At 61.3% G+C, this 22,520-nt stretch carries 23 protein-coding genes, 4 tRNA genes and 1 pseudogene; 7 read left to right on the top strand and 21 right to left on the bottom strand.

The window, feature by feature from the left end; all coding sequences use genetic code 11:
* Nucleotides 1-350: 350 nt before the first annotated feature.
* Complete coding sequence (locus ACYVL5_RS22695; RefSeq protein ID WP_460597836.1) at nt 351-1,223, top strand: EamA family transporter; 873 nt, start codon at nt 351-353, stop codon at nt 1,221-1,223.
* Nucleotides 1,224-1,301: 78 nt separating this feature from the next.
* On the opposite strand, the gene ACYVL5_RS22690 is transcribed toward ACYVL5_RS22695, so the two are convergent.
* The 6 genes from ACYVL5_RS22690 to ACYVL5_RS22665 form a co-directional block, all read right to left on the bottom strand.
* Nucleotides 1,302-1,541 carry a YtxH domain-containing protein gene (locus tag ACYVL5_RS22690; protein WP_460597835.1) on the bottom strand — a complete coding sequence of 80 codons (240 nt, stop codon included), beginning with the start codon at nt 1,539-1,541 and terminating at the stop codon, nt 1,302-1,304.
* A 158-nt stretch (nt 1,542-1,699) separates the two neighbouring features.
* Nucleotides 1,700-1,978, bottom strand: a complete 279-nt coding sequence (locus ACYVL5_RS22685; RefSeq protein ID WP_460597834.1) for a hypothetical protein — start codon at nt 1,976-1,978, stop codon at nt 1,700-1,702.
* 337 nt (nt 1,979-2,315) lie between these two features.
* Nucleotides 2,316-2,594, bottom strand: a complete 279-nt coding sequence (locus ACYVL5_RS22680) for a hypothetical protein (RefSeq protein ID WP_460597833.1) — start codon at nt 2,592-2,594, stop codon at nt 2,316-2,318.
* A gap of 247 nt (nt 2,595-2,841) precedes the next feature.
* Nucleotides 2,842-4,134 (bottom strand): phenylacetate--CoA ligase, encoded by a 1,293-nt coding sequence (locus ACYVL5_RS22675; RefSeq protein ID WP_460597832.1) that lies wholly within the window; start codon nt 4,132-4,134, stop codon nt 2,842-2,844.
* On the bottom strand, nt 4,128-4,679 hold the full coding sequence (locus ACYVL5_RS22670) for an indolepyruvate oxidoreductase subunit beta (RefSeq protein ID WP_460597831.1): 552 nt from the start codon (nt 4,677-4,679) through the stop codon (nt 4,128-4,130). Before ACYVL5_RS22670 ends, ACYVL5_RS22675 begins: the two co-directional genes overlap by 7 nt.
* Nucleotides 4,676-6,490 carry an indolepyruvate ferredoxin oxidoreductase subunit alpha gene (locus ACYVL5_RS22665; protein ID WP_460597830.1) on the bottom strand — a complete coding sequence of 605 codons (1,815 nt, stop codon included), beginning with the start codon at nt 6,488-6,490 and terminating at the stop codon, nt 4,676-4,678. Before ACYVL5_RS22665 ends, ACYVL5_RS22670 begins: the two co-directional genes overlap by 4 nt.
* Before the next feature lie 364 nt (nt 6,491-6,854).
* On the opposite strand from ACYVL5_RS22665, the gene ACYVL5_RS22660 reads away from it, so the two are divergent.
* The gene (locus ACYVL5_RS22660; RefSeq protein WP_460597829.1) at nt 6,855-7,271 is read left to right on the top strand and encodes an FKBP-type peptidyl-prolyl cis-trans isomerase; all 417 of its coding nucleotides are present in this window, start codon (nt 6,855-6,857) and stop codon (nt 7,269-7,271) included.
* Between the two features lie 76 nt (nt 7,272-7,347).
* Here ACYVL5_RS22660 and ACYVL5_RS22655 read toward each other — a convergent pair whose 3' ends face one another.
* From ACYVL5_RS22655 to ACYVL5_RS22610, 10 genes are all read right to left on the bottom strand, one after another.
* The gene (locus ACYVL5_RS22655; protein WP_460597828.1) at nt 7,348-8,349 is read right to left on the bottom strand and encodes a glycine zipper family protein; all 1,002 of its coding nucleotides are present in this window, start codon (nt 8,347-8,349) and stop codon (nt 7,348-7,350) included.
* 218 nt (nt 8,350-8,567) lie between these two features.
* On the bottom strand, nt 8,568-9,245 hold the full coding sequence (locus ACYVL5_RS22650; RefSeq protein ID WP_460597827.1) for a response regulator: 678 nt from the start codon (nt 9,243-9,245) through the stop codon (nt 8,568-8,570).
* A gap of 513 nt (nt 9,246-9,758) precedes the next feature.
* Nucleotides 9,759-9,843: transfer RNA gene (locus tag ACYVL5_RS22645), tRNA-Leu, on the bottom strand.
* A 49-nt stretch (nt 9,844-9,892) separates the two neighbouring features.
* A tRNA-His gene (locus tag ACYVL5_RS22640) sits at nt 9,893-9,968 on the bottom strand.
* A gap of 12 nt (nt 9,969-9,980) precedes the next feature.
* Nucleotides 9,981-10,057: transfer RNA gene (locus ACYVL5_RS22635), tRNA-Arg, on the bottom strand.
* Between the two features lie 16 nt (nt 10,058-10,073).
* Nucleotides 10,074-10,151, bottom strand: a tRNA-Pro gene (locus ACYVL5_RS22630).
* Nucleotides 10,152-10,265: 114 nt separating this feature from the next.
* Nucleotides 10,266-10,865: a non-canonical purine NTP pyrophosphatase gene (locus ACYVL5_RS22625; protein WP_460597826.1), complete on the bottom strand. Its 600-nt coding sequence runs from the start codon at nt 10,863-10,865 to the stop codon at nt 10,266-10,268.
* Nucleotides 10,862-11,581, bottom strand: a complete 720-nt coding sequence (gene rph, locus ACYVL5_RS22620) for a ribonuclease PH (RefSeq protein WP_460597825.1) — start codon at nt 11,579-11,581, stop codon at nt 10,862-10,864. The genes ACYVL5_RS22625 and rph overlap by 4 nt, the downstream gene beginning before the upstream one ends.
* A 119-nt stretch (nt 11,582-11,700) precedes the next feature.
* Nucleotides 11,701-12,855, bottom strand: coding sequence for a right-handed parallel beta-helix repeat-containing protein (locus ACYVL5_RS22615; RefSeq protein WP_460597824.1), 1,155 nt, complete (start codon nt 12,853-12,855; stop codon nt 11,701-11,703).
* Nucleotides 12,852-13,898: a sensor domain-containing diguanylate cyclase gene (locus tag ACYVL5_RS22610; RefSeq protein WP_460597823.1), complete on the bottom strand. Its 1,047-nt coding sequence runs from the start codon at nt 13,896-13,898 to the stop codon at nt 12,852-12,854. Before ACYVL5_RS22610 ends, ACYVL5_RS22615 begins: the two co-directional genes overlap by 4 nt.
* Before the next feature lie 251 nt (nt 13,899-14,149).
* Here ACYVL5_RS22610 and ACYVL5_RS22605 point away from each other — a divergent pair, with 251 nt between their 5' ends.
* The 3 genes from ACYVL5_RS22605 to ACYVL5_RS22595 all read left to right on the top strand — a co-directional run bounded on the left by ACYVL5_RS22605 (nt 14,150) and on the right by ACYVL5_RS22595 (nt 17,292).
* Complete coding sequence (locus ACYVL5_RS22605; protein WP_460597822.1) at nt 14,150-16,381, top strand: vitamin B12-dependent ribonucleotide reductase; 2,232 nt, start codon at nt 14,150-14,152, stop codon at nt 16,379-16,381.
* A gap of 180 nt (nt 16,382-16,561) precedes the next feature.
* Entirely contained in the window at nt 16,562-16,792 is a 231-nt protein-coding gene (locus ACYVL5_RS22600) for a hypothetical protein (protein ID WP_460597821.1), read from the top strand.
* Between the two features lie 362 nt (nt 16,793-17,154).
* Nucleotides 17,155-17,292, top strand: a complete 138-nt coding sequence (locus ACYVL5_RS22595) for a hypothetical protein (RefSeq protein ID WP_460597820.1) — start codon at nt 17,155-17,157, stop codon at nt 17,290-17,292.
* 123 nt (nt 17,293-17,415) lie between these two features.
* On the opposite strand, the gene ACYVL5_RS22590 is transcribed toward ACYVL5_RS22595, so the two are convergent.
* Entirely contained in the window at nt 17,416-17,748 is a 333-nt protein-coding gene (locus ACYVL5_RS22590) for a cupin domain-containing protein (RefSeq protein ID WP_460597819.1), read from the bottom strand.
* A gap of 210 nt (nt 17,749-17,958) precedes the next feature.
* Between ACYVL5_RS22590 and ACYVL5_RS22585 the strand changes: the two genes are divergently transcribed.
* Entirely contained in the window at nt 17,959-19,413 is a 1,455-nt protein-coding gene (locus ACYVL5_RS22585) for a SulP family inorganic anion transporter (RefSeq protein ID WP_460597818.1), read from the top strand.
* Between the two features lie 41 nt (nt 19,414-19,454).
* Here ACYVL5_RS22585 and ACYVL5_RS22580 read toward each other — a convergent pair whose 3' ends face one another.
* Nucleotides 19,455-21,056 (bottom strand): glycerol-3-phosphate dehydrogenase/oxidase, encoded by a 1,602-nt coding sequence (locus ACYVL5_RS22580; RefSeq protein WP_460597817.1) that lies wholly within the window; start codon nt 21,054-21,056, stop codon nt 19,455-19,457.
* 250 nt (nt 21,057-21,306) lie between these two features.
* Here ACYVL5_RS22580 and ACYVL5_RS22575 point away from each other — a divergent pair, with 250 nt between their 5' ends.
* The gene (locus tag ACYVL5_RS22575; RefSeq protein ID WP_460597816.1) at nt 21,307-21,792 is read left to right on the top strand and encodes a ferritin-like domain-containing protein; all 486 of its coding nucleotides are present in this window, start codon (nt 21,307-21,309) and stop codon (nt 21,790-21,792) included.
* 72 nt (nt 21,793-21,864) lie between these two features.
* Here the strand turns inward: ACYVL5_RS22575 and ACYVL5_RS22570 are convergent, their stop codons facing one another.
* The 3 genes and pseudogenes from ACYVL5_RS22570 to ACYVL5_RS22560 form a co-directional block, all read right to left on the bottom strand.
* Entirely contained in the window at nt 21,865-22,134 is a 270-nt protein-coding gene (locus ACYVL5_RS22570; protein WP_460597815.1) for a hypothetical protein, read from the bottom strand.
* Between the two features lie 25 nt (nt 22,135-22,159).
* The gene (locus ACYVL5_RS22565; RefSeq protein ID WP_460597814.1) at nt 22,160-22,348 is read right to left on the bottom strand and encodes a ferredoxin; all 189 of its coding nucleotides are present in this window, start codon (nt 22,346-22,348) and stop codon (nt 22,160-22,162) included.
* A 51-nt stretch (nt 22,349-22,399) separates the two neighbouring features.
* Nucleotides 22,400-22,520 (bottom strand): annotated as a pseudogene (locus ACYVL5_RS22560) (IS1595 family transposase); the annotation flags it as partial.

Here is a 22,520-nt window from a genome sequence, read left to right as displayed (position 1 = left end):
TTCGTTCTGAGCCAGGATCAAACTCTCCAGTTTAAAGTTAAACCGAAAGCTCGATTCTAGTTGAAAAACAACTGACTTAAAAAAAGACCCACATTGTGATTCGTCTACTATTTAGTTTTCAAAGACCAAGACTGCCGCTCGTTGCGACAGACTCAGCAATCTACATAAACAGCCCTTGCGAGTCAACAAAAAATTGTCGCGAGAGTAATTTTTTCGTTCACCCTACATAGAAGCGATGGAACATCGACAGGTTACCATCGACCTCCCCGCCGAGGGTCCGGCTCCCCTCTTACTAGGTCCCAGGGCAACATTGAACTGACATCGGCCATGGACTTGGGTATACTGCGGCGATGTCCAATCTCGCTTTCATCCTGATCATCATCTCCGCCGTCATGCACGCCCTGTGGAATCTCCTGGTTAAGCGGAGCCGCCAAAAAACCGTATTCATATGGTGGATGTTCCTGACGTCATCTACCCTGTTCACCCTGTTGCTGCCGTGGGCGCCCGAGCAGTTTCGCTGGCCGGAGTCTGGCACGCTTCTCATGATCGCCGTCGGTGCTGTCGCTTATGTCTTGTACCATCTGCTCAACGGGCGCGCCTACCGCGATGGTGACCTCTCACTGATCTACCCCCTTTCGCAGACTTCCATGATCTATGTCCCGATCTGGGGAATGCTGCTCTTAGGCGAAAAGGTTTCCCTCCTGGGGGCTGCGGGGATAGTGCTGGTCATCTTGGGGACCTTCTCCCTCCAGATGCGCCATCCTTCCTTTTCAGAGCTGGCCAGGCCATTCAGCGACCTGACAAGCCCTGCCACCCGGGCAGCGCTCTCCGCCGGGTTAATTTACTCCGTCGGCTCCATCGCCGAGAAGACCGGGGTCACCCACTACCCTCCCATCCATTTCACCTATTTCCTCATCCTCTCAATGCTGCTTTTGATGACGGCCAATCTTGCTCGCCCCAAATACCGGAGCCTCGTCGCCGCCGAGTTACGCGAGAACTGGAAACACATCCTCTGGAGCGGACCGGTGGTCCTGGCGTCCTTTCTCACCTTCCGCTATGGCCTGAACCTCTCGCCGGTTGGATATGCGGTACCGGTACGGCAGGTGAGCATCATGGTGGGCGTGCTGGTAGGGATCGTCTGGCTGAGGGAAAGCTGCGGGGTGATGAGACTAGCCTCCGCCTCGGTCATCGTGGCCGGCGCAGTACTGATCCGTTTGGGGTAGATCGCGTCTTGAAAACGCAAGGCCCGGCGCGAACGGGTCGCGGCGGGCCTTGCGGCATTTTACGGGGTGCCGGTAACCTCAGCGATGCATCATGCTGGTCACCTTTTTACCCATGCTGGTCATACTTCCGGTGAAATCGGACACGCTGTCATTGAACCCCTGCACCATCTTCTCGCCCTTGTCTGTCATGGACTTGCTGAACCGGACGATACGCTTGCGGCTTTTAGCCCCTGAGCAGGGAGCAAACAGCAGAGCCAGGCCGGCACCAACGACGCTACCGCCGAACAGCATCAAAGCATTATTGACTTTGTGTGCCATGTGACGCCTCCTTTCAGACTTTCTTACTGTCAATTGTACTCCCTCACTGCCAGCACGGCCAATATGAAAATGAATATCAGCCAGTAAACGCTCCACAAAAAATGCCGACACCGCTTTGAAGACGGTGTCGGCATTGGGGGGCGAAGGGCTTCTGTAGCTCAGCAGTTGAGATTGAGGCAGGCGACCATGCTGCTCTGCATCTTGCGGACATGGTCAACAAGGCCTTTGGTGCCTTCCGAGCAGTTACCGGTGCAGACTTCCTTGACGTGGCAGAAAAGCTCCTCGAGATCCCCGGTAGCCGCCTGCCCATCCGCATCCACCAACAAGAGGACCTTGATACCGATCAGCAGGTTTTCCATCCTGAGCTTGGTCATGATGTCAATCTTCGAAGATTTGAGCAGGCCGAGACACCTGTTGATGATCGTGAATTCTTTCATGATGGCACCTCCTGAGGGAGATCCTGGGCACGCCCTCCTACATCCAAACTTCGTGCCAAATTTAAGTTCGTTTTATTTTAAATAAATCCAGGGGGTTGGCACCGCCCGCCCCACCTGAGACTTTCAGGGGCCACTGTTCCCTTTTTTCCACCCTACTCCTCGCTGCCCCTTCAGCCGCTGTGATTCCGAGCCGTTAGCCCTTGGAAGTAAAAAAAGGAACTGTGAATTTTTTTACAGTGATCTAAGGGGAGCGGACGGACGGGTTAGCCGACGACAACAAAAAACCGGCGCCGCAGGAAGCGACGCCGGCTAGGGGGAGAAAAGGAGAGGTTCCGGATCAGCAGCCGAGGTCGAGGCACTCGACCATGGAGCTGCGGAGCTTGCGGACGTAGTCAAGGAGACCGGAGACACCTTCCGAGGTGCTGCCGTTGCAGACGGCAGTGACCTTCTCGGAAAGTTCCTCGAAGTCCGGCGCGATGCCCTCTTGGAGGACGTCGGCGAGGAGAAGCATCTTGATTCCGATCAGCAGGTTCTCGATCCTGAGCTTGGTCATGACATCAATCCTGGAACCCTTGAGGATGACGAGGCATCTGTTGATCAGGTTGTATTCTCTCATCGCCGTTTCCTCCTGCACGTGGTGATCGCGGTGCACGATCATCTCACATCCAAAGTCCGTGCCAAAAATAAGAGAAATTTAACCAAACAATTTCACCTACTTCCGGGGGCCGAAATAAAGACTCGTCCAAGACAGGAAAGGCAATAATTTCACACCGCCAGCACTCCTTCGGGGATTTTGTACTACTTTCGGGGGGTTACACCGGTCCGACAAAAAACGAACTGTGAATTTTTTTACTCCCGCCCGGCTACTCGAATTTCCGGTCGTCGAATATCCTCTTGGTCTTCCGTTCGGAGCGGGGCATGGTACCGTGGCCGACCATCTCGACGTCACAGGATACCAGCAGGGTGTGCTTGATACCGGATCGGATCCGTTTCTGGATCTGCTCATCGCCGATGCCACAGGGAGCGTTCGCGCGCTCTACCTTTACCACCATAAAGTCCCGCCCCTCCGCATTATGGCCGAGGTGAACCTGATACTCACTGCCAATCCCCTCGATACCGTTCAACACTTCGTCGACTTGGCCGGGATAGATGTTGACTCCACGGAAGATGACGACGTCATCTGAGCGTCCGAGGATTCGGTCATGGCGGGGAAGCGTGCAGCCACAGGAACACTCCCCTTCGATGAGGCGGGTAAGGTCACGGGATCGGTAGCGGATGAGCGGCGCCCCTTCCTTGCCGAGAGTGGTATAGACCATCTCGCCGACCTCGCCGGGAGCGACCGGCTGAAGGGTATTGGGATCGAGGATCTCGAGGATGTAGTGGTCGGCCCAGTAATGAATGGCGCTTCCGTGGCCGCAGGAGAGACCCGTACCGGGGCCGTAGAGCTCGGTGAGGCCGGTGATGTCGTAGATATCCGTTACCCCGAGACACTCCCTCATGGTGGCCAGCATTGCGCTCGAACTACGCTCTGCCCCGAGGATGATTTTTTTGAGGTTGAGCCTGTCCTTGAGCCCCCGGTGGTGGACGGACTCGGCTAGGAGGAGGCCCATAGAGGCAGTGCAGCAGAACACGGTGGTCTGGAGGTCGATCATGAGGTCGGTCTGGATGTCGAGATTTCCGGGGCCAACCGGTATAGCCAGCGCACCAAACCGCTCGCAGGCCTGCTGGAATCCGACCCCCGCGGTCCAGAGTCCGTAGCCCACCGCGATCTGCACCCGGTCCTCCCGGGTTAGCCCGGCGAGTTCATAGCAGCGGGCAAACATCGTCTGCCAGTCATCGATGTCCTTCTGGGTATAGCAGAGGACCTTCCTTTTGCCGGTGGTTCCGGAGGAGGCATGGATGCGGACCAAGTCGGCGAAAGGAACCGAGCGCAGCGCGAAGGGGTAACCGTCAGCGAGATCCTGGGCGGTCAGAAAGGGAAGACGCCGCAGGTCGTCGAGGGAGTCGATGCAGTCAGGGGTAACGCCGGCGTCCTCCAGGCGTTGCCGGTAGAAAGAAGAGTTGTCCCAGGCGTGACGCACGGTCCATCGAAGGCCGGCCAGCTGAAACGCCTCGAGATCGGCGGGAGACGCCTTGGAGGGAAACCGCGTCAGCATGCTCCATCCTCCTTGCCGCCCGCCTCCAAGCCGGCCCGGAAGGCCGCCAACGCGCGCGCGAGCTGTTTGTCTTTGCCGGCCATCTTGCGCCGGATTACCGCCTCCACCTCGTCGGCAGTGCAGAAAAGGGTTCCCGAGCGCGCCAGGGCGCACCCCAGCACGATGAGGTTGACAGCCTGCGGATCCCCAAGAGACAGTGCCAGCGCATCGGCATCGATGAGGGAAGCAGGATGCCCGGCCACTTCCGCCAGCGGCTGCTGCGCATTGGCCGCGACGGTCCCTCCCTCTTTCAGGAAATGGAGGTGGAGTGCCACGGTCTCCGGTTTGAGGGAGAGGAGGGCGTCCGCCCGCCCCGGCCGGACCAGCGGACTGGGGAAGGCGCCTACCTTCAGATGAGAAACGACGATGCCTCCCCGCTGTGCCATGCCATGGGTCTCGCTCGTGAGGACGGGTAGTCCCTTGGCGATGGCGGACTCGGCCAACAGTCGGGTAACGAAGAGGATTCCCTGTCCCCCCACCCCGCAGATGATCAATTGCTGGTTCATGGCCTCTCCTCCCGCTCAATGGCCTTGAAGGCGCAGACGTCCAGGCAGACCCCGCACCCGCTGCAGATCATGGGATCGACCGCTACCCGGTTGCCATCCTGGTCAAACCGCAGCGCAGGGCATTCGAAGTGGTCGATACAGACCCGGCATCCCGTACAGGCCTTGGAGACGGTAGGCTGGCGCCGGTTCTGCTTGGGAGCCGCCCGATCAACCAGGCAGGGGCTTTTAGCGATCACCACCGCTACCCCCTGCTCCCGGGAATAGGCGACCGCCTTCTTGAGCAAAGCGGTGAATGCCGGCAGTTGCAGAGGGTCGGCAGTTTCCACGAATCCGACGCCGCATCCTTTGACGATGGATTCGATCTGGACCGCCTGTCCCGCCTCGCTCCCGTGGGCGGGGGTGGGCTGATTGCCGGTCATCGCAGTGGTAACGTTGTCCAGGATGACCAACACGAAGCGAGCGCCTTGCGCCACCGCGTCGATCAGCGGGGGAATTCCGGCATGGAAAAAGGTGGAATCGCCGACGGTCGCCACGATATCCTTCTGCTGCCCGGTGACCCGGTAGGATTGATAGAAGCCGGCGGCCTGGCTGATGGAAGCGCCCATACAGAGGACGGTATCCACGCCACCAAGATTGATTCCCAGGGTGTAGCAGCCGATGTCGCTGGGATAGATCCCGGCAGGAGCGGCACGTTTGATGGCATAGAAGCTCGCCCGATGAGGACATCCAGGGCAGAGAGTGGGACGTCTTCCCCCCTGGGCCTGGACCGCAACCTGGACCGGCAGGGTCAGCCCGGCAAAATCGGCCAGTAACCGCTCGACCACCTCGGGGAGGAGCTCCCCCGCCTCGGGGACCATCCCCGACAGCTTTCCCCGCACCTTGTGGCGGTCACGGATCTGCATCTCGATAACGCCGACCGTCTCTTCCAGCACCAGTATCTCGTCGTATCCATCCAGGAGAGCATCGACAAAGGAGGAGTGCAAGGGATACGGCTGGATGACCTGGTGCAAGTTCACCTTTTCCCAGAGATCGAGATCGCCAAAAAGTTCCTTCGCATAGCTTGCGGCCGGTCCGGAAGCGACCACTGCCCGACGGGATTTGACCTCCGGATTGAGACAGCGGGGAGCCGTCGGCCCGTAGGCGGCTATCTCGGCCAGCTTGTCGTTGAGTTCGAGGTGGAGCTGATAGCGGAATTTCGGGGTCGCCGCCCAACGAGAGGGGTCCTTTTTAAAAGCGGCGGTTCGCTCAAGCCGGGTGACGGGATGAAGCTCGATATCCTGGCAGGCGTGACAGACCCTGGTGGTCGGTCGGATCATCACCGGGATCCGGAAGCGCTCGGACAACTCGAAAGCGACACCTGCCAGTGCGCGAGCCTCTTCAGGGGAGCCGGGATCGAGGACCGGGATCTTGGCCAGCATGGCCATGAGCCGGCTGTCCTGTTCCGTCTGGGAGGAATGGGGGCCGGGATCGTCGGCGCTCACCACGACGAAACCGCCGACGACGCCGAGATAGGCGGCACTCATGAGGGGATCGCTGGCAACGTTGAGTCCCACCTGCTTCATGGCGGTCGCCGCCCTCAGCCCCGTCTGGCTCGCGGTATAGGCGATCTCCAGCGCAACTTTCTCGTTCACCGCCCACTCGACGTGCATCTCCACGGCTTCCGCTTGCTGCCAACTCTTCACCGAGCCGAGAATTTCGGAAGCGGGAGTCCCCGGGTAGGAGGCGGCGACCACGCAGCCGCTCTCGACGAGTCCCCGAGCCAGGGCCTCGTTTCCTTGCAGAAGTCTCTTCTGCAGCTTTTTCGTTGCCATCTTAGTACCTCGTCGTTCTTCACAGTAGAAGTGCGGCATTTTCCCGCCGCAAGATCGTAATGTCAACCGTAAATCACGGGAATGACCGCCGCAGGAAACCGCTGGCGCCGCGGCGAAGAGGGCCCACGAGCGCCGACCAGAGACCGAGACACATCGGGCTAACAGGAGGGAAGAGCGGCGGGAGTGATGTTCAGCAGGTAGTGACAACGGTGAAAGCGGTGACCACAGAGGTCACCCTGGCCATGAGGGATGATGGGGGGCTCCGGAAGGTCTCCCGGCTGGTGATCATGGCAACAAAGGAGAATAGCGGATCGCCCGGCTCCTGTTAAAACTCCTCTAATCTCGTCGAGACAGGAGGTACAACATGCCTCAGATAAAGTACGGCAGCACCGCCCTCGTGCACTTCACGGTGATGTTAAAGAACGGCAAGGTGGTAGAATCGACCGCCGGTGGCGACCCGATGCGTATAACGGTGGGTGCCGGCAAGGTAATGAGGGGACTCGAGGAAGCTCTAGAGGGGATGTCTCCGGGAGAAACGAGGCGGGTAACGATCCCTCCGGAGAAGGGATACGGCCGCAGGAAGGGAGCAGTCGCCCACCACTCCCTCGACACCACTGCACCGATGGGAAAAACCCCGGGCGAATTGCAACGCCAGGTGGTGAACGCCGGCTCGCCGGACGAGTTCTCGATAATGGCGACCGACAAGGGGGTGAAGGTCGACAGCAACCCCCAACAGGAACTGGTCCTCGATATCGAGGTCGTCGAGATCGAGAACAGCTGAGGGAATCCGGACTCAACAGAAAAAAGGGGGAAGCCGCCGCGGCTTCCCCCTTTTCAATTGAACCCAATCTTCTGCTTCACCTGCGGCGCTCGTCCCGGAACTCCGGCCGTACCTTCGCACGGCGATACTCGGGACGATGCCACCTTCCCCGGTACTCACCCCGATTGCGCATGTAGCGACGGTATTCGGCCTCGCGATAGTGCCGTATGTTGTCGATCCGGTAGCGGTAGAAGGCAGGATAGCTTCTGCGGGGGGCGTAGACCCAGGGGCCGTTGTAGTAGGGGCTCCGGTACCAGCGCCCGCCGTAGAAATAGTAATACTCGTTACCGGTGTAGACCAGGTCGTAAGGGGTCCCGACCGCCACGTACATGTTCATGGACGGGTAGTACACGAACTGGGGAGCATCGTTGAAATAGACCTCCGGCGGAGGCTGATAGTACGCCACGTCGTCATCGATCACGACGGGGGGCGGTGGAGCCGATACCACCTGCGGGGGCGGAACCGGAGCAGGCGCTACCGCTGGGGGCGGATCAGGGATATCAACGGCAGGTGGGGCGGAGAGCACTGGCGGCGGGGCGGGGGCGGCCACCGGCGGAGGGGGGGCTACCGGGGCCTGGGCGACCTTCCTCGGTTTTGTCCGGCGCACGCCGGGAACCTGGTTCCCGTAGGAGTACATGCACTGTACATAGGCGTTATCGTACCTGCGCTGAACCTGGCGGGCACTCGCCGTCCCCTGATCGGAACCGATGGCGGAGCCGAACAGCAGACCGGTGGCGGCGCCGATCACGGCACCGGTCCCGGCATGATGGGAGGCCGAGCCGAGTGCGGCGCCGACTCCCGCACCGACGGCGGTACCGGCGACCGCTCCGGTGGCGGTGTTCTTCTCGTAGGTATCCTGGGCCGGCTGCCCGACTTGGCGATCGGCCCACTGGCGGCAGGTGTTGTCCTCGACCTGGAACTGCTCGAAGGACTTTCCGGGGGCCGGAAGCACGTTAACACTCGGCCCGGTCGGCATGTTCGCGCACCCCGCGGCGACGGCCAATAACATGAAGGGGAACATCCTTCGCATGCATCTCATGGTGTCAGGGAACCTCCTTGCTTTCGGTGCCACAATTCATGAGAGCGTAAACCAGGAGGTATCGGCTTTTCAAGAGGTATTGCATTAGTAACGTTTTCACGACATGGCGTTAATTACCGAAACACCATAGGGCGAGGTTCCCGGCACAGAAGGGACGGGACCAGGGGGGGAAGAGGAGCGGCCGACCAGCCGCGATGGCGACCAGCGACGTTTGCCGGCTAGGAGTCGAGGACGGTCCTGATCTCCTTCAGCAGATCGACGGGAGAGAAAGGTTTCTGGATGATCCTAGGGTGGGAACAAGCGCCCCTGGTATCGGCATAGTAGCCGCTGACCAGCAGGACCGGGGCGTCAGGGCTTATGAGCTTGATCTGGTGGTAAGCCTCCATCCCATTGAGGGCCGGCATCAGCATGTCCAGGATGGTGACGTGGATCCTTTCGCGGTGTTCCTTGTAAAGTTCTACCGCCTCCTGGCCATTGCTGGCCATGAGGACGTTATAACCACAGCCGACCAGAAACTGGGCCAGCAACTCTCTCAGCGCTTCCTCGTCATCGGCAAAGAGAATGGTTTCCGTCCCGCGGTATGTTTCCTGGATATCTGCCAAGTAGGTCGCCATATCGTTGAACACCCTCAGAATTTCAGCTTTGGCCGGGCACGGTGATTGTGGATGGTTGATCTCGAGTATGACCTCCACCTCGAGCAGGATATTGGATACAGAGACACAGAGTGCATTGGCAAGGGCGAAGATCGAGATAAGGCTTGGCTGTTGTTTCCCCCCCTCAATGTTCGAGATGAAGGTTCTGTCCAGGTTGCTGGTCGCGGAAAGTTTTTCCTGAGACAGCCCTCGTTCTCTCCGTAGCCTGCGAATGACTACACCGAATGCCTCTTCTATAGTCAAGAACAACTCCTTCTAACAGTACCTCGACCGGATAAATAAAAACCGTCCCAGGTTAAATTTATGCTTATATAGCAAATCCGCATTCAAAATGCTGTTGACTACTAGCGACATAAAGAGCCAGAGGTCCTTTACAATCCACCTGGAAGGGCATTATCTTCGAACGAGGCTTCGTATTCTGATACCACTTATCGGCGCGACATGCCTTGTCTTTACCAGAGTTAGGCGTGAAGCGGGGCTCAAGGTACACGCATTCGCAGGAGGGTCCGGACCAGCACGAAGAGCAACCAAGAATGGAGCCCCACAGACGTGGCCGACCTGACGAGAACATGAAGGTTGTCAGACCAGTTGCACCCTCAGGCTACGCTGCCAATTCGAGCCGGCCGGGAGGGGGGAGAGAACGAAAAAATTGGGGAGGAGGTACATGAGGGGCAAAAGCGGAACAAATTTAGCAACAGGTGCGCGGACAAAAAAAAAGCACCCAGGCTTGCCGCCTAAGTGCTTGATTTATTTTCATGGTGCGAGAGAGGGGACTTGAACCCCTATACCCTAGGGTGCCAGATCCTAAGTCTGGTGCGTCTGCCAATTTCGCCACTCTCGCGTGGTGTACAAACGGAAAACCCCGTTTGCACGGGGTCTCATTTTTTAGTTGGGGTGGGTAGTGGGATTCGAACCCACGTATGAACGAGTCACAGTCGTTTGTGTTAACCGCTTCACCATACCCACCATAAATTGTATTGGCACGCCTGAGAGGGTTCGAACCTCTGACCTACGGCTTAGAAGGCCGTTGCTCTATCCAACTGAGCTACAGGCGCAGAAGCTTCACTTGAGTGGTCGGGGTGAGAGGATTCGAACCTCCGGCCCCCTGCTCCCAAGGCAGGTGCGCTAGCCAGGCTGCGCTACACCCCGTATTCAAGAAGCACGTTTATAGCACAGTGTTCCGCGGGGTGCAAGCATTTTTAGCCGGAGCGGCTCGAAAACGATCCCATGGTCGCCGCCCCACCACCACCGGCTTCGCCGACCTCACCCCTTCGAGTCGGCGGCTAGCGCCTCTTTCAGCATCTGCATGGCGCGGCCGCGGTGGCTGATGGCGTTCTTGATCTCCATCGGGAGCTCCGAGAAGGTCTGGCCGTACTCCGGCACCAGAAACAGCGGGTCGTAGCCGAAGCCCCCCTCCCCGCGAGCCTCTTCCAGGATGAAACCGGAGACGGCCCCGTCGAAGGTCCGGCAGCTTCCGTCGGGGAGGCAGAGGGCGATCACGCAGTGAAAGGCCGCCTGCCGCTTTTCGGCCGGCACCCCGGCCAGTTCCGACAGGAGACGGGCGTTGTTGGCGGCGTCCCCCGCCCCCTCCCCGGCGAAGCGGGCCGAGTAGACTCCCGGCCGCCCTCCGAGGTAATCGACGCAAAGACCGGAGTCATCGGCCAGGACCGGCTTCCCGGTCAGGAGGGCCGCCGAGCGCGCCTTCTTCACGGCATTCTCCTCGAAGGTCTTGCCGTCTTCCTCCACCTCGGGGAGGCCGCCTAAATCGGCCGGGGAGAGGATGGTGTCTACCACCCCCTTCAAAAGCTCTGCGAACTCCCGTAGCTTCCCCTTGTTGCCGGTGGCGACTATCACCTCTTTCATTGGCCGAGCGCCTCCCGCTGGATCTCGAAGAGCCTGGTCAGGCCGGAGATGGCGTGGTTGCGCATGGCGTCCATCTGCTCCAGGGTGAACGGCTCGGCCTCCGCGGTCCCCTGCACCTCGACGAAACGAAGCGACGAGGTCATGACGAAGTTCATGTCCACCTCGGCGCTGGAGTCCTCGGGATAGTCGAGATCGAGAAAGGGAACGCCCTCGACGATCCCGACGCTGACGGCGGCGACCGCTTCGCGCAAGGGCGATGCGGGAAGGTCGCCGTTATCGACCAGCGACTGGAGCGCGTCGGCCAGTGCCACGTACCCCCCGGTGATCGAGGCGGTGCGGGTGCCGCCGTCGGCCTGGATGACGTCGCAGTCGATGAGGATGGAGCGCTCGCCGAGCGCGTCCAGGTCTACCACCGCGCGCAGGGAACGGCCGATCAGGCGCTGGATCTCGTGGGTCCGGCCGGTGAGCTTCCCCTTGGCCGATTCGCGCTGGTTCCTGGTGTGGGTGGCGCGGGGGAGCATGCAGTACTCGGCGGTGACCCAACCGGTCCCCTTCCCCTTCAGAAAGGGGGGCACCTTCGGCTCCACGGTGGCGTTGCAGATCACCTTGGTGTCGCCAAACTCGATCAGGACCGACCCCTCGGCGTGCTTCAGGTAGTTCCTGGTTATCTTGATTTCTCTCAGGGCATCGGCCGCCCGGCCGTCTCTACGTGTCATCAACTTCTCCATTGCGTTTTTATTGGTAAAGGTTTCGCTCGAGGTCGCGGTCGCCCGTCTTTCCGTACAGCTAATGGTAACGATGACGGCAGCACGATAGCGGGGGAGCAGGGAAGGGTTTACTGCCCGAGGGTCCACTCGGGCCTGGCCGGCAGAAGCGGCGTGTTCATTACCTTTCCCCTGCCGTTGTTGTCGAAGATCTTGGGGGTGCCGGCGCCCCACCAGTTGCCGGGGGCCCGGAATTCCTCGGTGCCGGCGTTGTAGACGTCGTAGCCGGCGTTCTCGAAGAAGGCGTTGTCCCAGGCAAGGGGGGAGCTGTCGAAGACCATGATGCCGTTTTGCCCGTTGCCGGTAACGAGGTTCCCGTTTATCCGCATGCGCGAGGTGGTCAGGGAGAGGCCGAAGTCGCGGTTGCGGACCAGCCTGGCCCCGGTAATGGCGCCCTCGCAGCCGAGCAGGGTAGCACCGCATCCGTTCCCGGTCAGCGCGCCTCCCAGAAACCTCAGCCGGCAGCCATCGGCAGAGAGCCCCGCCTCCTTGTTGCCGGAGACCACGACTTCACTGAGGTAAAGGGAGCTTCGTTTGCCGCTCACCCCGACGCGGTTTCCGGAGACCTTGGCTCCGCGCACGGTGGATTCGCTTTCGGAGAAGAGGAGCCCGGTATCGCAGCCGCTCGCGCCCCCCCCCTCCATCAGCACCACCGCCTCCTGAAACCTCATCCCGGTAGAGGAGTGCCCGGCAGCGACGTTACGCAGGGTGACGTTGGAGAAATCGACCTCGAGCCCGGTCTGGGCCCCCTCGATCAGGCAGTTCTCCAGCTGGTTCTTCTTCTCGGTCCCCAGCAGCAGCACCCCCTGCCAGTCTCCCGCGGCCGGCGTTTCAAACCCGGAGGTGAGCCGCACCGGCTCCTCGCGGCTCCCCAGGATCACGAGCCTCCCCTGGATCATGAGGGCCGGAGGCTGCCCGGAACCACGGCGGAAGCGGACCACGGTTCCCGGCTCCACGGTAAGGGTCGCCTGGGGGCCTACCGTCACCACCCCCTCAACCAGCACCTGGCCGCGCCAGACGGTGTCCTCGGTGATGAGGCGGTCACGGTAGAAGAGGGTGGCGTCGAAGGAGGCCAGCGGCCGGGGAGCCGGAGCGGGGGCGGCAACAGAGGCCGGGGTTGGCAACGAATGATCGGTCGCGCCCCACGCCGGTTGGGCGGGAGTGACCTGCAGGACGGCCAGCAGCGACAGGGACGACAGTATGGCATTACGGGAAATAGATTTCATGGGGTCGGATTGAGCAGGCTTTCCTGATGATAGACCTTGTTCTTACCGCAGCACTTGGCACGGTAGACCAGGCAGTCGGCGATATTGAAGAGTTCGTCCATGCTGTCGCCGTTGTCGGGATAACTCGCGACCCCGACGCTCACGGTGACGCCCCGGGTGGCGGTTCCCACCAGGTTCTTGGCGGTCTCCCGCTCGATCCCCTCCCGCAGGCGCTCGGCGGCCAGGATGGCGTTGGAGAGCCTGGTCTCGGGGAGCAGGACGATGAACTCCTCGCCGCCGAAGCGGAAGGCGACGTCCACCCCCCGCACCGTCTGGAGGATCACCCCCCCGAGGTGGCTCAGGAGCTCGTCACCGGTGGCGTGCCCGAAGCTGTCGTTGTAGGCCTTGAAGTCGTCGACGTCGAGGATGATGATCGAGAACGGCTTGTGGTAGCGCCGGGCCCGCGCCATCTCCTGCCGGAAGAAATGCTTGAAGTAGCGGTCGTTGTGAAGCCCGGTCAGCGGGTCGGTGATGGCCAAAAGCTTGGTCCGCTTGTGCAGCGAGGCGTTGTTGATCGCCATGGCGGCAAAGGAGGCGAGGATGGAGAGAAGGTTCAACTTCTCCCGCTCGAAGCGGCGGGGGACGAAGTCGTCCAGGTAGAGGACCCCCAGGCCGCCCCCCTGGAAGATCAGGGGGAAGCAGAGCAGCGACCGGATCCCCTCGCCGAGCAGCACCGGGTCGGCAAAGGAGGGAGTTCCCTCGGTATCCTCCACCACCACCGCCTCGCCGGTCGCCAGCGCCCGCTCGGTGACCCCTCCCGGGACCACCTCCCACGACTCGTTCTTCACGAAATCGGCGCTCAGGCCGGCATGGGCACGCAGGGTCAGCTTCCTGGCCGGGCTGTGATAGAGGGCGATGCTCCCGGCCGGGGTCTCGGCCAGGGTCATGGCGGAGGTCAGGATCGCCTGCAGCACGGTGTCAAGATCCAGGGTGGAAACCACCGCCTTGGAGACCTCGACAAGGTCCTGCAATCCCTTCACCTGGCTCTCAAGATTGTCCGCCATAGCCCCCCCGCACGCGTTCGTGCACGTGGTCCCCACAAGATTAGCCCGCCATTAATAGCACACCGGGAGAGCCCTTGTAAAGCTAACCCGAGACGCTATCGGACCTTTTTCGACGGCCACAAATTTTAATTTAAATGGTCTTGACTTCGCCATAGATCTTGTGGTTTATATCACCGCGCCCACTAAATGTGGTGGGTGGTGCCAGCAAGATATCACCCTGGAATCTTTTTCCACAAGGAGAACGGAGCGTTATGAAAAAAGCGGTCGAAAAAGGAGTCATTCCCGGACTTTCCAAAAACGCGCAGACGGTGCTTGAGAAGCGCTATCTCAAGAGGGATACCGCAGGCAAGCCCTTAGAGACCCCGGCAGACATGTTCCGCAGGGTGGCGAGCACCATTGCCCAGGCCGACGCCAGGTTCGAGCCCAAGGCGGACGTCGCCGCGCTTTCGGAAAAGTTCTACGACTTCATGACCCGCTTCGAGTTCCTCCCCAACTCCCCGACCCTCATGAACGCCGGCCGCGAACTCGGCCAGCTTTCCGCCTGCTTCGTCCTTCCGGTGGGCGACTCCATGGAAGAGATCTTCGAATCGGTGAAGCACACCGCCCTGATCCACAAGTCGGGCGGCGGCACCGGCTTCTCGTTCTCCAGGCTGCGGCCGGCCAACGACGTGGTCATGTCCACCACCGGCATCTCCAGCGGCCCGCTCTCCTTCATGAAGGTCTTCGATGTCGCCACCGAGACCATCAAGCAGGGGGGGACCCGTCGCGGGGCCAACATGGCCATCCTGCGCGTCGACCATCCGGACATCATGGACTTCATCATGTGCAAGGCCGACCAGCGCCACCTGAACAACTTCAACATCTCGGTCGGCATCACCGAGGCCTTCATGAAGGCGGTGGACGCCGACACCGACTACGACATCATCAATCCCCGCGACAAGAAGCCGGTTGGCAAGCTCAACGCCCGCAAGGTGTTCAACCGCATCGTCAAGCAGGCCTGGGAGAACGGGGAGCCGGGGATCATCTTCCTCGACCGCCTCAACAAGGACAACCCGACCCCGCACATCGGCGAGATCGAGTCGACCAACCCGTGCGGCGAGCAGCCGCTGCTTCCCTACGAGTCCTGCAACCTGGGCTCCATCAACCTCGGCAAGATGGTGAGCCACGGCCGGGTCAACTGGGAACGCCTGAAAGAGGTGGTCCACCTGGCGGTCCACTTCCTCGACAACGTCATCGAGGTGAACAACTATCCGCTCCCCCAGATCGACGAGATGACCCGCTCCAACCGCAAGATCGGCCTGGGCGTCATGGGATGGGCGGACATGCTGATCATGCTCGGCGTCTCCTATGCCTCGGACGAGGCGGTGAAGCTGGGCGAGGAGGTCATGAAGTTCATCGACGACGAGGCGAAGGCCGCCTCCCGCGGCCTGGCCAAGGTCAGGGGCCCCTTCCCCAACTTCAAGGGGTCCATCTACGACCGTCCGGGCGCGGAGGCGATCCGCAACGCCACCGTGACCACCATCGCCCCGACCGGGACCATCTCCATCATCGCCAACGCCTCCTCCGGCGTCGAGCCGCTCTTCGCGGTCTCCTTCGTGCGCCAGGTGATGGACAAGAACATCCTCGTCGAGGTCAACCCGCTTTTCGAGAGGATGGCCAAGGCCGAAGGGTTCTACTCTGAAGAGCTGATGCAGCGGATCGCCGAGCACGGCACCGTGCAGGACATCGCCGAGATCCCGGAGGGGATCAGGGAGATATTCGTCACCGCCCACGATATCACTCCGGAAGAGCACATCGCCATGCAGGCCGCCTTCCAGCGCTACACCGACAACGCGGTCAGCAAGACGGTGAACTTCCCCAATACCGCTACCATGGAGGACGTCGAGCAGGTGTACCGCCTGGCCTACGAGACCAACTGCAAAGGGGTCACCATCTACCGCGACGGCTCCCGCGACGAGCAGGTCCTTTCGACCGGCAAGAAGGAAGAGCCAAAGGCAGCCGCGCCGACCGTCGAGGAGAAGCGCGCGGTCAAGCGGGAGCGCCCCAAGGCCCTCAAAGGTTGGACCTACCAGATGCAGACCGGCTGCGGCCCGCTGTACATCACCATCAACGAGGACGCCAGCGGGCTCTTCGAAGTCTTCACCACCATGGGCAAGGCCGGCGGTTGCGCCGCTTCCCAGTGCGAGGCGATCGGGCGCATGGTCTCCTTGGCGTGGAGAAGCGGGGTGCAGGCACGCTCGGTGGTCAAGCAGCTCCTCGGCATCTCCTGCCACTCGCCTTCGGGCTTCGGCGACAACAAGGTGCTCTCCTGCTCGGACGCGGTGGCCAAGGCCATCCAGGCCCACCTCGCCATCACCGGCCACGCCGAAGTGGTCGAGGCCCCGACCTTCGAGAAGGGCGCCTGCCCCGAGTGCGGCGGCGTCGTCGAGCACGAAGGTGGCTGCGCAGTCTGCCGCGTCTGCGGCTACTCCGAGTGCGCATAGGCCAATAAAACAGCACCATAACAACTGGAACAAAAAGCCCCCGGCACGCAGATGCCGGGGGCTTTTTGTTGGGAGCAACCTTCTCGGACGGCGGTAAATTTCCTTCACCATTGACAATGATTATAGAATACTGTTATGTTTCTGGACATAACCATCTCCGGATGTAAAAGGAATGCGCTCATGGCTCTGGCATTACAGTGTAAGTTTTTCGGGCACCTCATAGACGTCGAGAAGGCGCTGGCAATCAGGGAAGCCGCCCAGCCCGAACACCGGGATTCCCTTCGTTTCGAATGCACGAAGTGCGGCAAACGGGTCCGCCCCCGAATGGCAGGCGACAAGCACATCGCCCACTTCGTCCACCTCGCCGACGATCCCGAATGTTATTTTACTGATCCGCCGCTGGAGTACTGATCTCCCGCCGGATCACCACCGTCGGACGGCATGCTGCCTCCCTGGTCCTCTTTCTCTGAAGCAGCTGAACATAAAGAGGCATTTCCATCGCGAAGGCAGGCGACAGGCCTCCGCTTCTACGAAAAAAGGGCCTCCACGCGAGGCCTTTTTTCGTTGGTGCCGCATGCTCCCCCACCACCTCAAGACGCGCAAAAGCACCAAAGCCGGAGTTGCCCCGTAAAGGCCCGGCGACTTCGCGCCCGCCCAGCTTTAGACGCAGCTAACCTATTGATTCTCCTGAATTTGCCCATGGATACTTTCTGCTGCTTTTAGTAAGATTGAGATAGAGCAAACGACAAACGGGACTGCAAAAGGAGAACGTTATGGTCTGCCCGAGATGCAAAGGCGAAGGGAAAATTCGTGCGGCATTCCGTCAAAGCGGCTACGACCAGATCATCGTCCCCTGCATAGTCTGCAAGGGAACCGGTAAGAAACCGTACTACACCCCGCCCACCCCGTAATGGAAAACCGCACCAGCCATCGGAGCGAGCCTCCACGATGGGAAAGTCAGATAGGGAACGCCCGCCTCATCAGCAATGTCAGGCGGGCGTTTCATTTGGGTCTTTCACTGGTGCGGTGACCGGCTAGGGCACCGACGGGAGGTACTCCTCCCTCACCGGGGAGAACACCTCGACAGCTACGGAGTCCTGGACGATTTCGGCGCCATGGCGAACGCCCCCGGGGATGCACCAGCTGTCGCCGGGACGTACCTGGTGGATCTCGTCACCGATGGTCAGCCGGATCTCTCCTTTGACCAGGTATCCGATCTGCTCGTGTGGATGGCAATGGAGGGGAAGTTGCGCACCTTCCCGTAGCACGAACTCCACCATCAGGGTTTGGTCTCCGTACACCAGGGTTTTCTGCTCGATTCCATCCAGCGGCCTGCTGTAACCATCGCTCGTCTGCTTCTCAAACATTACGGTTCTCTCCTCTCTCAAGGTATCGGTCTCGACCACATCCATGGTTCGCCCCCCATCCCCACCCGTACCACACCTTGAAGGAATGCAAGGAGTTGGTGGGCAGCGGGCTGGTAGAGGGGGCGTGGGCGCGCGGCAGCAGGCGACGAAAGTGTTGCAAAGTCGGGCCGGGGTATGGCACTTTTGGGCGGCTGTTGCTAGGAGCCCATAATGAAGAAAAGATCAAGCCTTTTTGCCGTTGGCGACATCAACGCCTTCTTCGGCCTCATGCTCGACAACGTCACCAACCTGGTCATCGTGGCCGCCATCCTGACCGGCGCCTTCAAATTCCCCCAGGAGCTGGTGCTTTCCCGGATGCTCCCCGGCTCGGCCATGGGGGTGCTGGTGGGAGATCTCCTCTACTCCTTCATGGCCTGGAGACTGGCAAGAAAGAGCGGCCGCACCGACGTTACCGCCATGCCGCTGGGGCTCGACACCCCGTCCACCTTCGGGATGACCTTCGGTGTCATCGGCCCCTGCTACCTCGCGACCAGGGATCCCCACCTCACCTGGCAGGTCGGGATGGCCACCATCATCCTCATGGGGATCTTCAAGATCGCCGTTTCCTTCTGCGGCCCCGCCATCCGGCGGGCCATCCCCCGCGCCGGGCTTCTCGGAAGCATCGCCGCCGTGGCACTTCTTTTGATCGCCTACCTTCCCTTTCTGAAGCTCTTCGCCTCCCCGGTGGTCGGCTTTCTCTCCCTGGGGATCGTCTTCATCTCGCTTCTGGCCCGCTTCCGGCTCCCGCTCCGCCTCCCGGGAGCCCTGGCCGGCATCCTCTGCGGCACCGTCGCCTACTACGTGCTGGGGAGTATCGGCCTTCTCCCCGACGGGCTCCACCCTGCCCTGACGCCGCCGTCACTGGCCCTGCACCTGCCGCTTCCTTCGCTGGAATTTTTACCGGGGCTCGGCCGGGCGCTCGGCTACCTGCCGCTGGCCATCCCGTTCGCGCTCGCCACGGTGGTAGGTGGCGTCGACGTCACCGAGAGCGCGGCGGTGGCAGGCGACGATTACAACACCCGGGATATCCTTTTGGTGGAAGGGTTCGCCACCCTGCTGGCGGGGATGTGCGGCGGGGTGATCCAGTCCTGCCCCTACATCGGCCATCCCGCCTACAAGGAGATGGGAGGCCGCTCCGGTTACACCATCGCCACCGGCCTCTTCATCGGGATCGAGATCACCTCCCAGGCCTTCGAGGCCACCGCCAAGGAGCACTACCGGGCGCTGGCGATCTCCTTCATTCCGGTCATCGCCTGCCTGGTTTCCATCGAGTTCGGCCAGCTTCTGGCCGGAGTCGGGAAGAGCGCGGCGGATCTCACCGGCGATCTCAAGGCCACCGTCACCGCCACCACCATCCTCGGCAACGGCTTCATCGTGACCTCGCTTCTGTGGGGGGCGGCCTTCGCCTACGTGCTCGATCACCGGCCGGCCAAGGCATCCGTCTTCCTCGTCATCTGCGCACTCTTCACCCTCTTCGGCATCATGCACTCACCGCTTCCCTCGGGAGCCCTCTTTTCGCCCCTGGCCCCTCCTTCGGACATCGTGTGGCACCTGGCGGCGGGGTACGCGGCGATGGCGGCGACCTTCCTGGTGCTGCACAAAATGAAGAAAACCGGGGAGCAGTAAGGTAACCAGACGTGAGGGATCAGGCGCTACCGCAACTGGCCCTATTTCCAGTCGAGGACGGATTGCCGCTCTTCGGCTACGCGGGGCTCCTCCCAGCCAAGCTCGGCGGCCATCAGCTCGACCACGGTTTCCGCAGCCTCCCGGGCGGCGGCGACATCCAGGAGGAGCAGCCCGCTCCTACGCTCCAGGAAATCCAGGCAGGTCAGCGCCATTTCCTCCTTCACCGCATAAACGACCTCCCCCTTCAGGAAGGGATGACCGGCAACGATTCCCTCTGCGAACCTCCCGCGGCAATACGTGGCGACCACCCCGGCACGGCTGCCGTAACTGCCGTTGAGATGCCGGGCGCACGCCTCGGAAAGCCCGTACCCTGCCATCAGCGACGTCCAGGCATCCTCCCGGTATCCTTCACCCCCATGGAGCTCGAGACGGCCGGTCCGGCACTCGCCGGCCGGGGCGAGGTTGGCGTGGCGGACGGCGAGGTCGACGGTATCCTGCGCCATCTTCCGGTAGGTGGTCCATTTCCCCCCGGTGATGGTGATGAGGCCGGACGGGGAACGGTCGATCAGGTGGTCGCGGTGCAGGCTCGCGGTGTCAACGGCCGAGGAATCTCCGACCAGGGGCCGGACTCCGGCCCAGGAGGAGAGGACGCGGGCGGAGTCCCGATCGAGCTGGAAGTAGCGGGTAACCTGCTCAAGGAGGTAGCGGACGTCGCCGCGATCGACCAGGGGAGGCTCCCCGGCGGCGGCCGGGTGATCGGTGGTGCCAACCAGGGTCCCACCATGCCAGGGAAGGACGAAGAGGACCCTGCCGTCCGGGGTCTTGGGGATGGTGATCCCGGCCCCCTCGGGAGTCAGGACTCCCGGGAAGACGAGATGGCTGCCGACGCTGGGGGCAAGAAGCGGAGCCGCGTCCAGCTGGTCGAGCCGGCGGAGGAGGTCGACGCCAGGACCACAGGCGTTGATCACCGAGCGTGCGCGCACGTCCCACTCCCGCCCGGACCAGCGATCTCTCAGGCGAACGCCCGCCACCCCCCCGTCCTCATGAAGGACCGCCACCGCCTCGACGTAGTTGGCCGCCGCGGCCCCCTGCTCTATGGCGGTCAGGGCCAGGGCAAGGTTCATGCGGGCGTCGTCGAACTGCCCGTCGTAGTAGAGCACTCCCCCCTTGAGCCCCTCCCGTCGCAGCAAGGGGAAATACCGGAGCACCTCGTCGGGGCCAAGGGTCCTCGAGGCGCCGATCCCGTGGGCGCCGGCGAGCGTATCGTAGAGTATCAAGCCGGCGCGGACATAGACCAGCTGCAAACTCTGATAGATGGGGACCACCAGGGGAATCCGGCGACAGAGGTGGGGAGCGAGGCGGAGCAGGGTGGACCTTTCCGCCAAGGCCTCCCGCACCAGTTTGAAATCTCCCCGATCCAAGTGAAGCACCGCCCGTTCCAGATACCTGACACCGCCATGGAGGAGCTTGGAGCTTCTCCCGCTGGTTCCCGAGCCGAAGTCCCCCTTTTCGACCAGGGCAACGCTCAGGCCGCGAGAGGCCGCGTCGACAGCAACGCCGCAACCGGTCGCCCCGCCGCCGACCACCACGAGATCAAAGACCTCCCCCGACAATCTCTTCAGCAAACTATCTCGATCGATCACCAGTCATCCTCCGTGGCACCGGCACGGGGCGAGAGCCGTTTCGTGCACTGTGTCACCGGCCAAGCCAGCCGAACCTCGTCCGAACAGCCACGGACGGTTCAGTCACCGTCACCCCGCACCGTGAGTATACCCGCCACCGGCGCTGACAGGGAGTGATATAATGAGAGTACCAGTAAAACCACTCCCTGTACCAGTGACAGAAAAACGAACAGCAGTGACAGCCGCCGCGATTAGAGCATAGGGGGATGACATGAACGTCTTCGATTGCGCCATAAAGATTGAGGAGGAAGCTGAGAAGTACTACAAGGGGTTAGAGGAGGAGGCGAGCGAGCCGGAGCTCAAGACCCTCTTCGCCATCCTGGCCGCCGCCGAACGGGAGCACCGGGACAAACTGGTCCGTCTGAAAAGAACGACCGCTCCCCATAAGGCCAGCCTCGACGACCTCGACCACAAGGTCTGCAGCTTCAAGCCGCAGGTAACCCAACAGGAATTATTGAACGAAATCCGGGATGACCCGGACCTGTACAGGTTTACGGTAAGGGAAGAGGAGGAAGAGATTCGCTTCTATGAAGAGATGGCCGCCATGGCAAACAACGAGACCACCCGCCGGACCCTTCTCATGCTGGCCGACGAGGAGCGCCGCCACCTGGATACCATGGAGAACATCTACGAGTTCGTGGAGGCGCCCAAAACGTATCTCGCCTACGGAGAGTTCAGTAACCTCGCCGAGCTCTGAGAGGTAAATTCCCGCACCGAAAAGAAGAAAGCCCGCCATGTCGCGGGCTTTCTTTTGGGGGGCGAGCCTTCTTCACCCTTTTTCGATCAGGGCATCGGGATGGGCACTGTCGGGGTCGCACTCGGGGCGCAGGTAGCGTTCCATGTCGTCGTAGAGGCGGGTTACGGTGATCTTCATCGCCGTGAGGGTGTCGAAATCGAGGGGGCGGCCCTGGAGGCAGCCTGCGTGGAAGCGATCCATCATCCCCTTGAGCTCCTGGACCATCCGATAACTTTGTCGCAGCATCAGGTAGTTACTCTCACTCAACTCCCGAACCCGCTCTTCCCGGATCTCTTCGCTCATGACATCCTCCTTCGCCTCTTCGGGCTTACCGCCAATGTATGCAGCTGACCGGACAGCTGTCGATGGCCTGCTGAATCCTCTCCTCCTCGGCGCCACCTTGGTCGTAGACCTCGGAGACTCCGTCGTCGTTCAACCGGAACACTTCGGGAACCGTGCTGGCACAAAGGCCGCACCCGATGCAGACATCCTGATCCACGTACACTTCTCGAGCCATTTGCTACCTCCTCCCGCGCGACGATGCCATGAAAGTTTTAGTGTTACCTGATTAGCGCCAATCTTCCGCTAGGCGTAACCACCGCTCTGGTCGGCTGCCAGTCCGGGCAGCGGCAGCAGCGAGGCGGGGAAGCATAGCAGCAAGATCGAAACGACGGTTAAAGCGGTACTGA

The organism is Geomonas sp. Red276 (assembly GCF_054784495.1).
The sequence above is the reverse complement of the archived record's forward strand: the minus strand, read 5'-3'. Positions and strand labels throughout refer to the sequence as shown.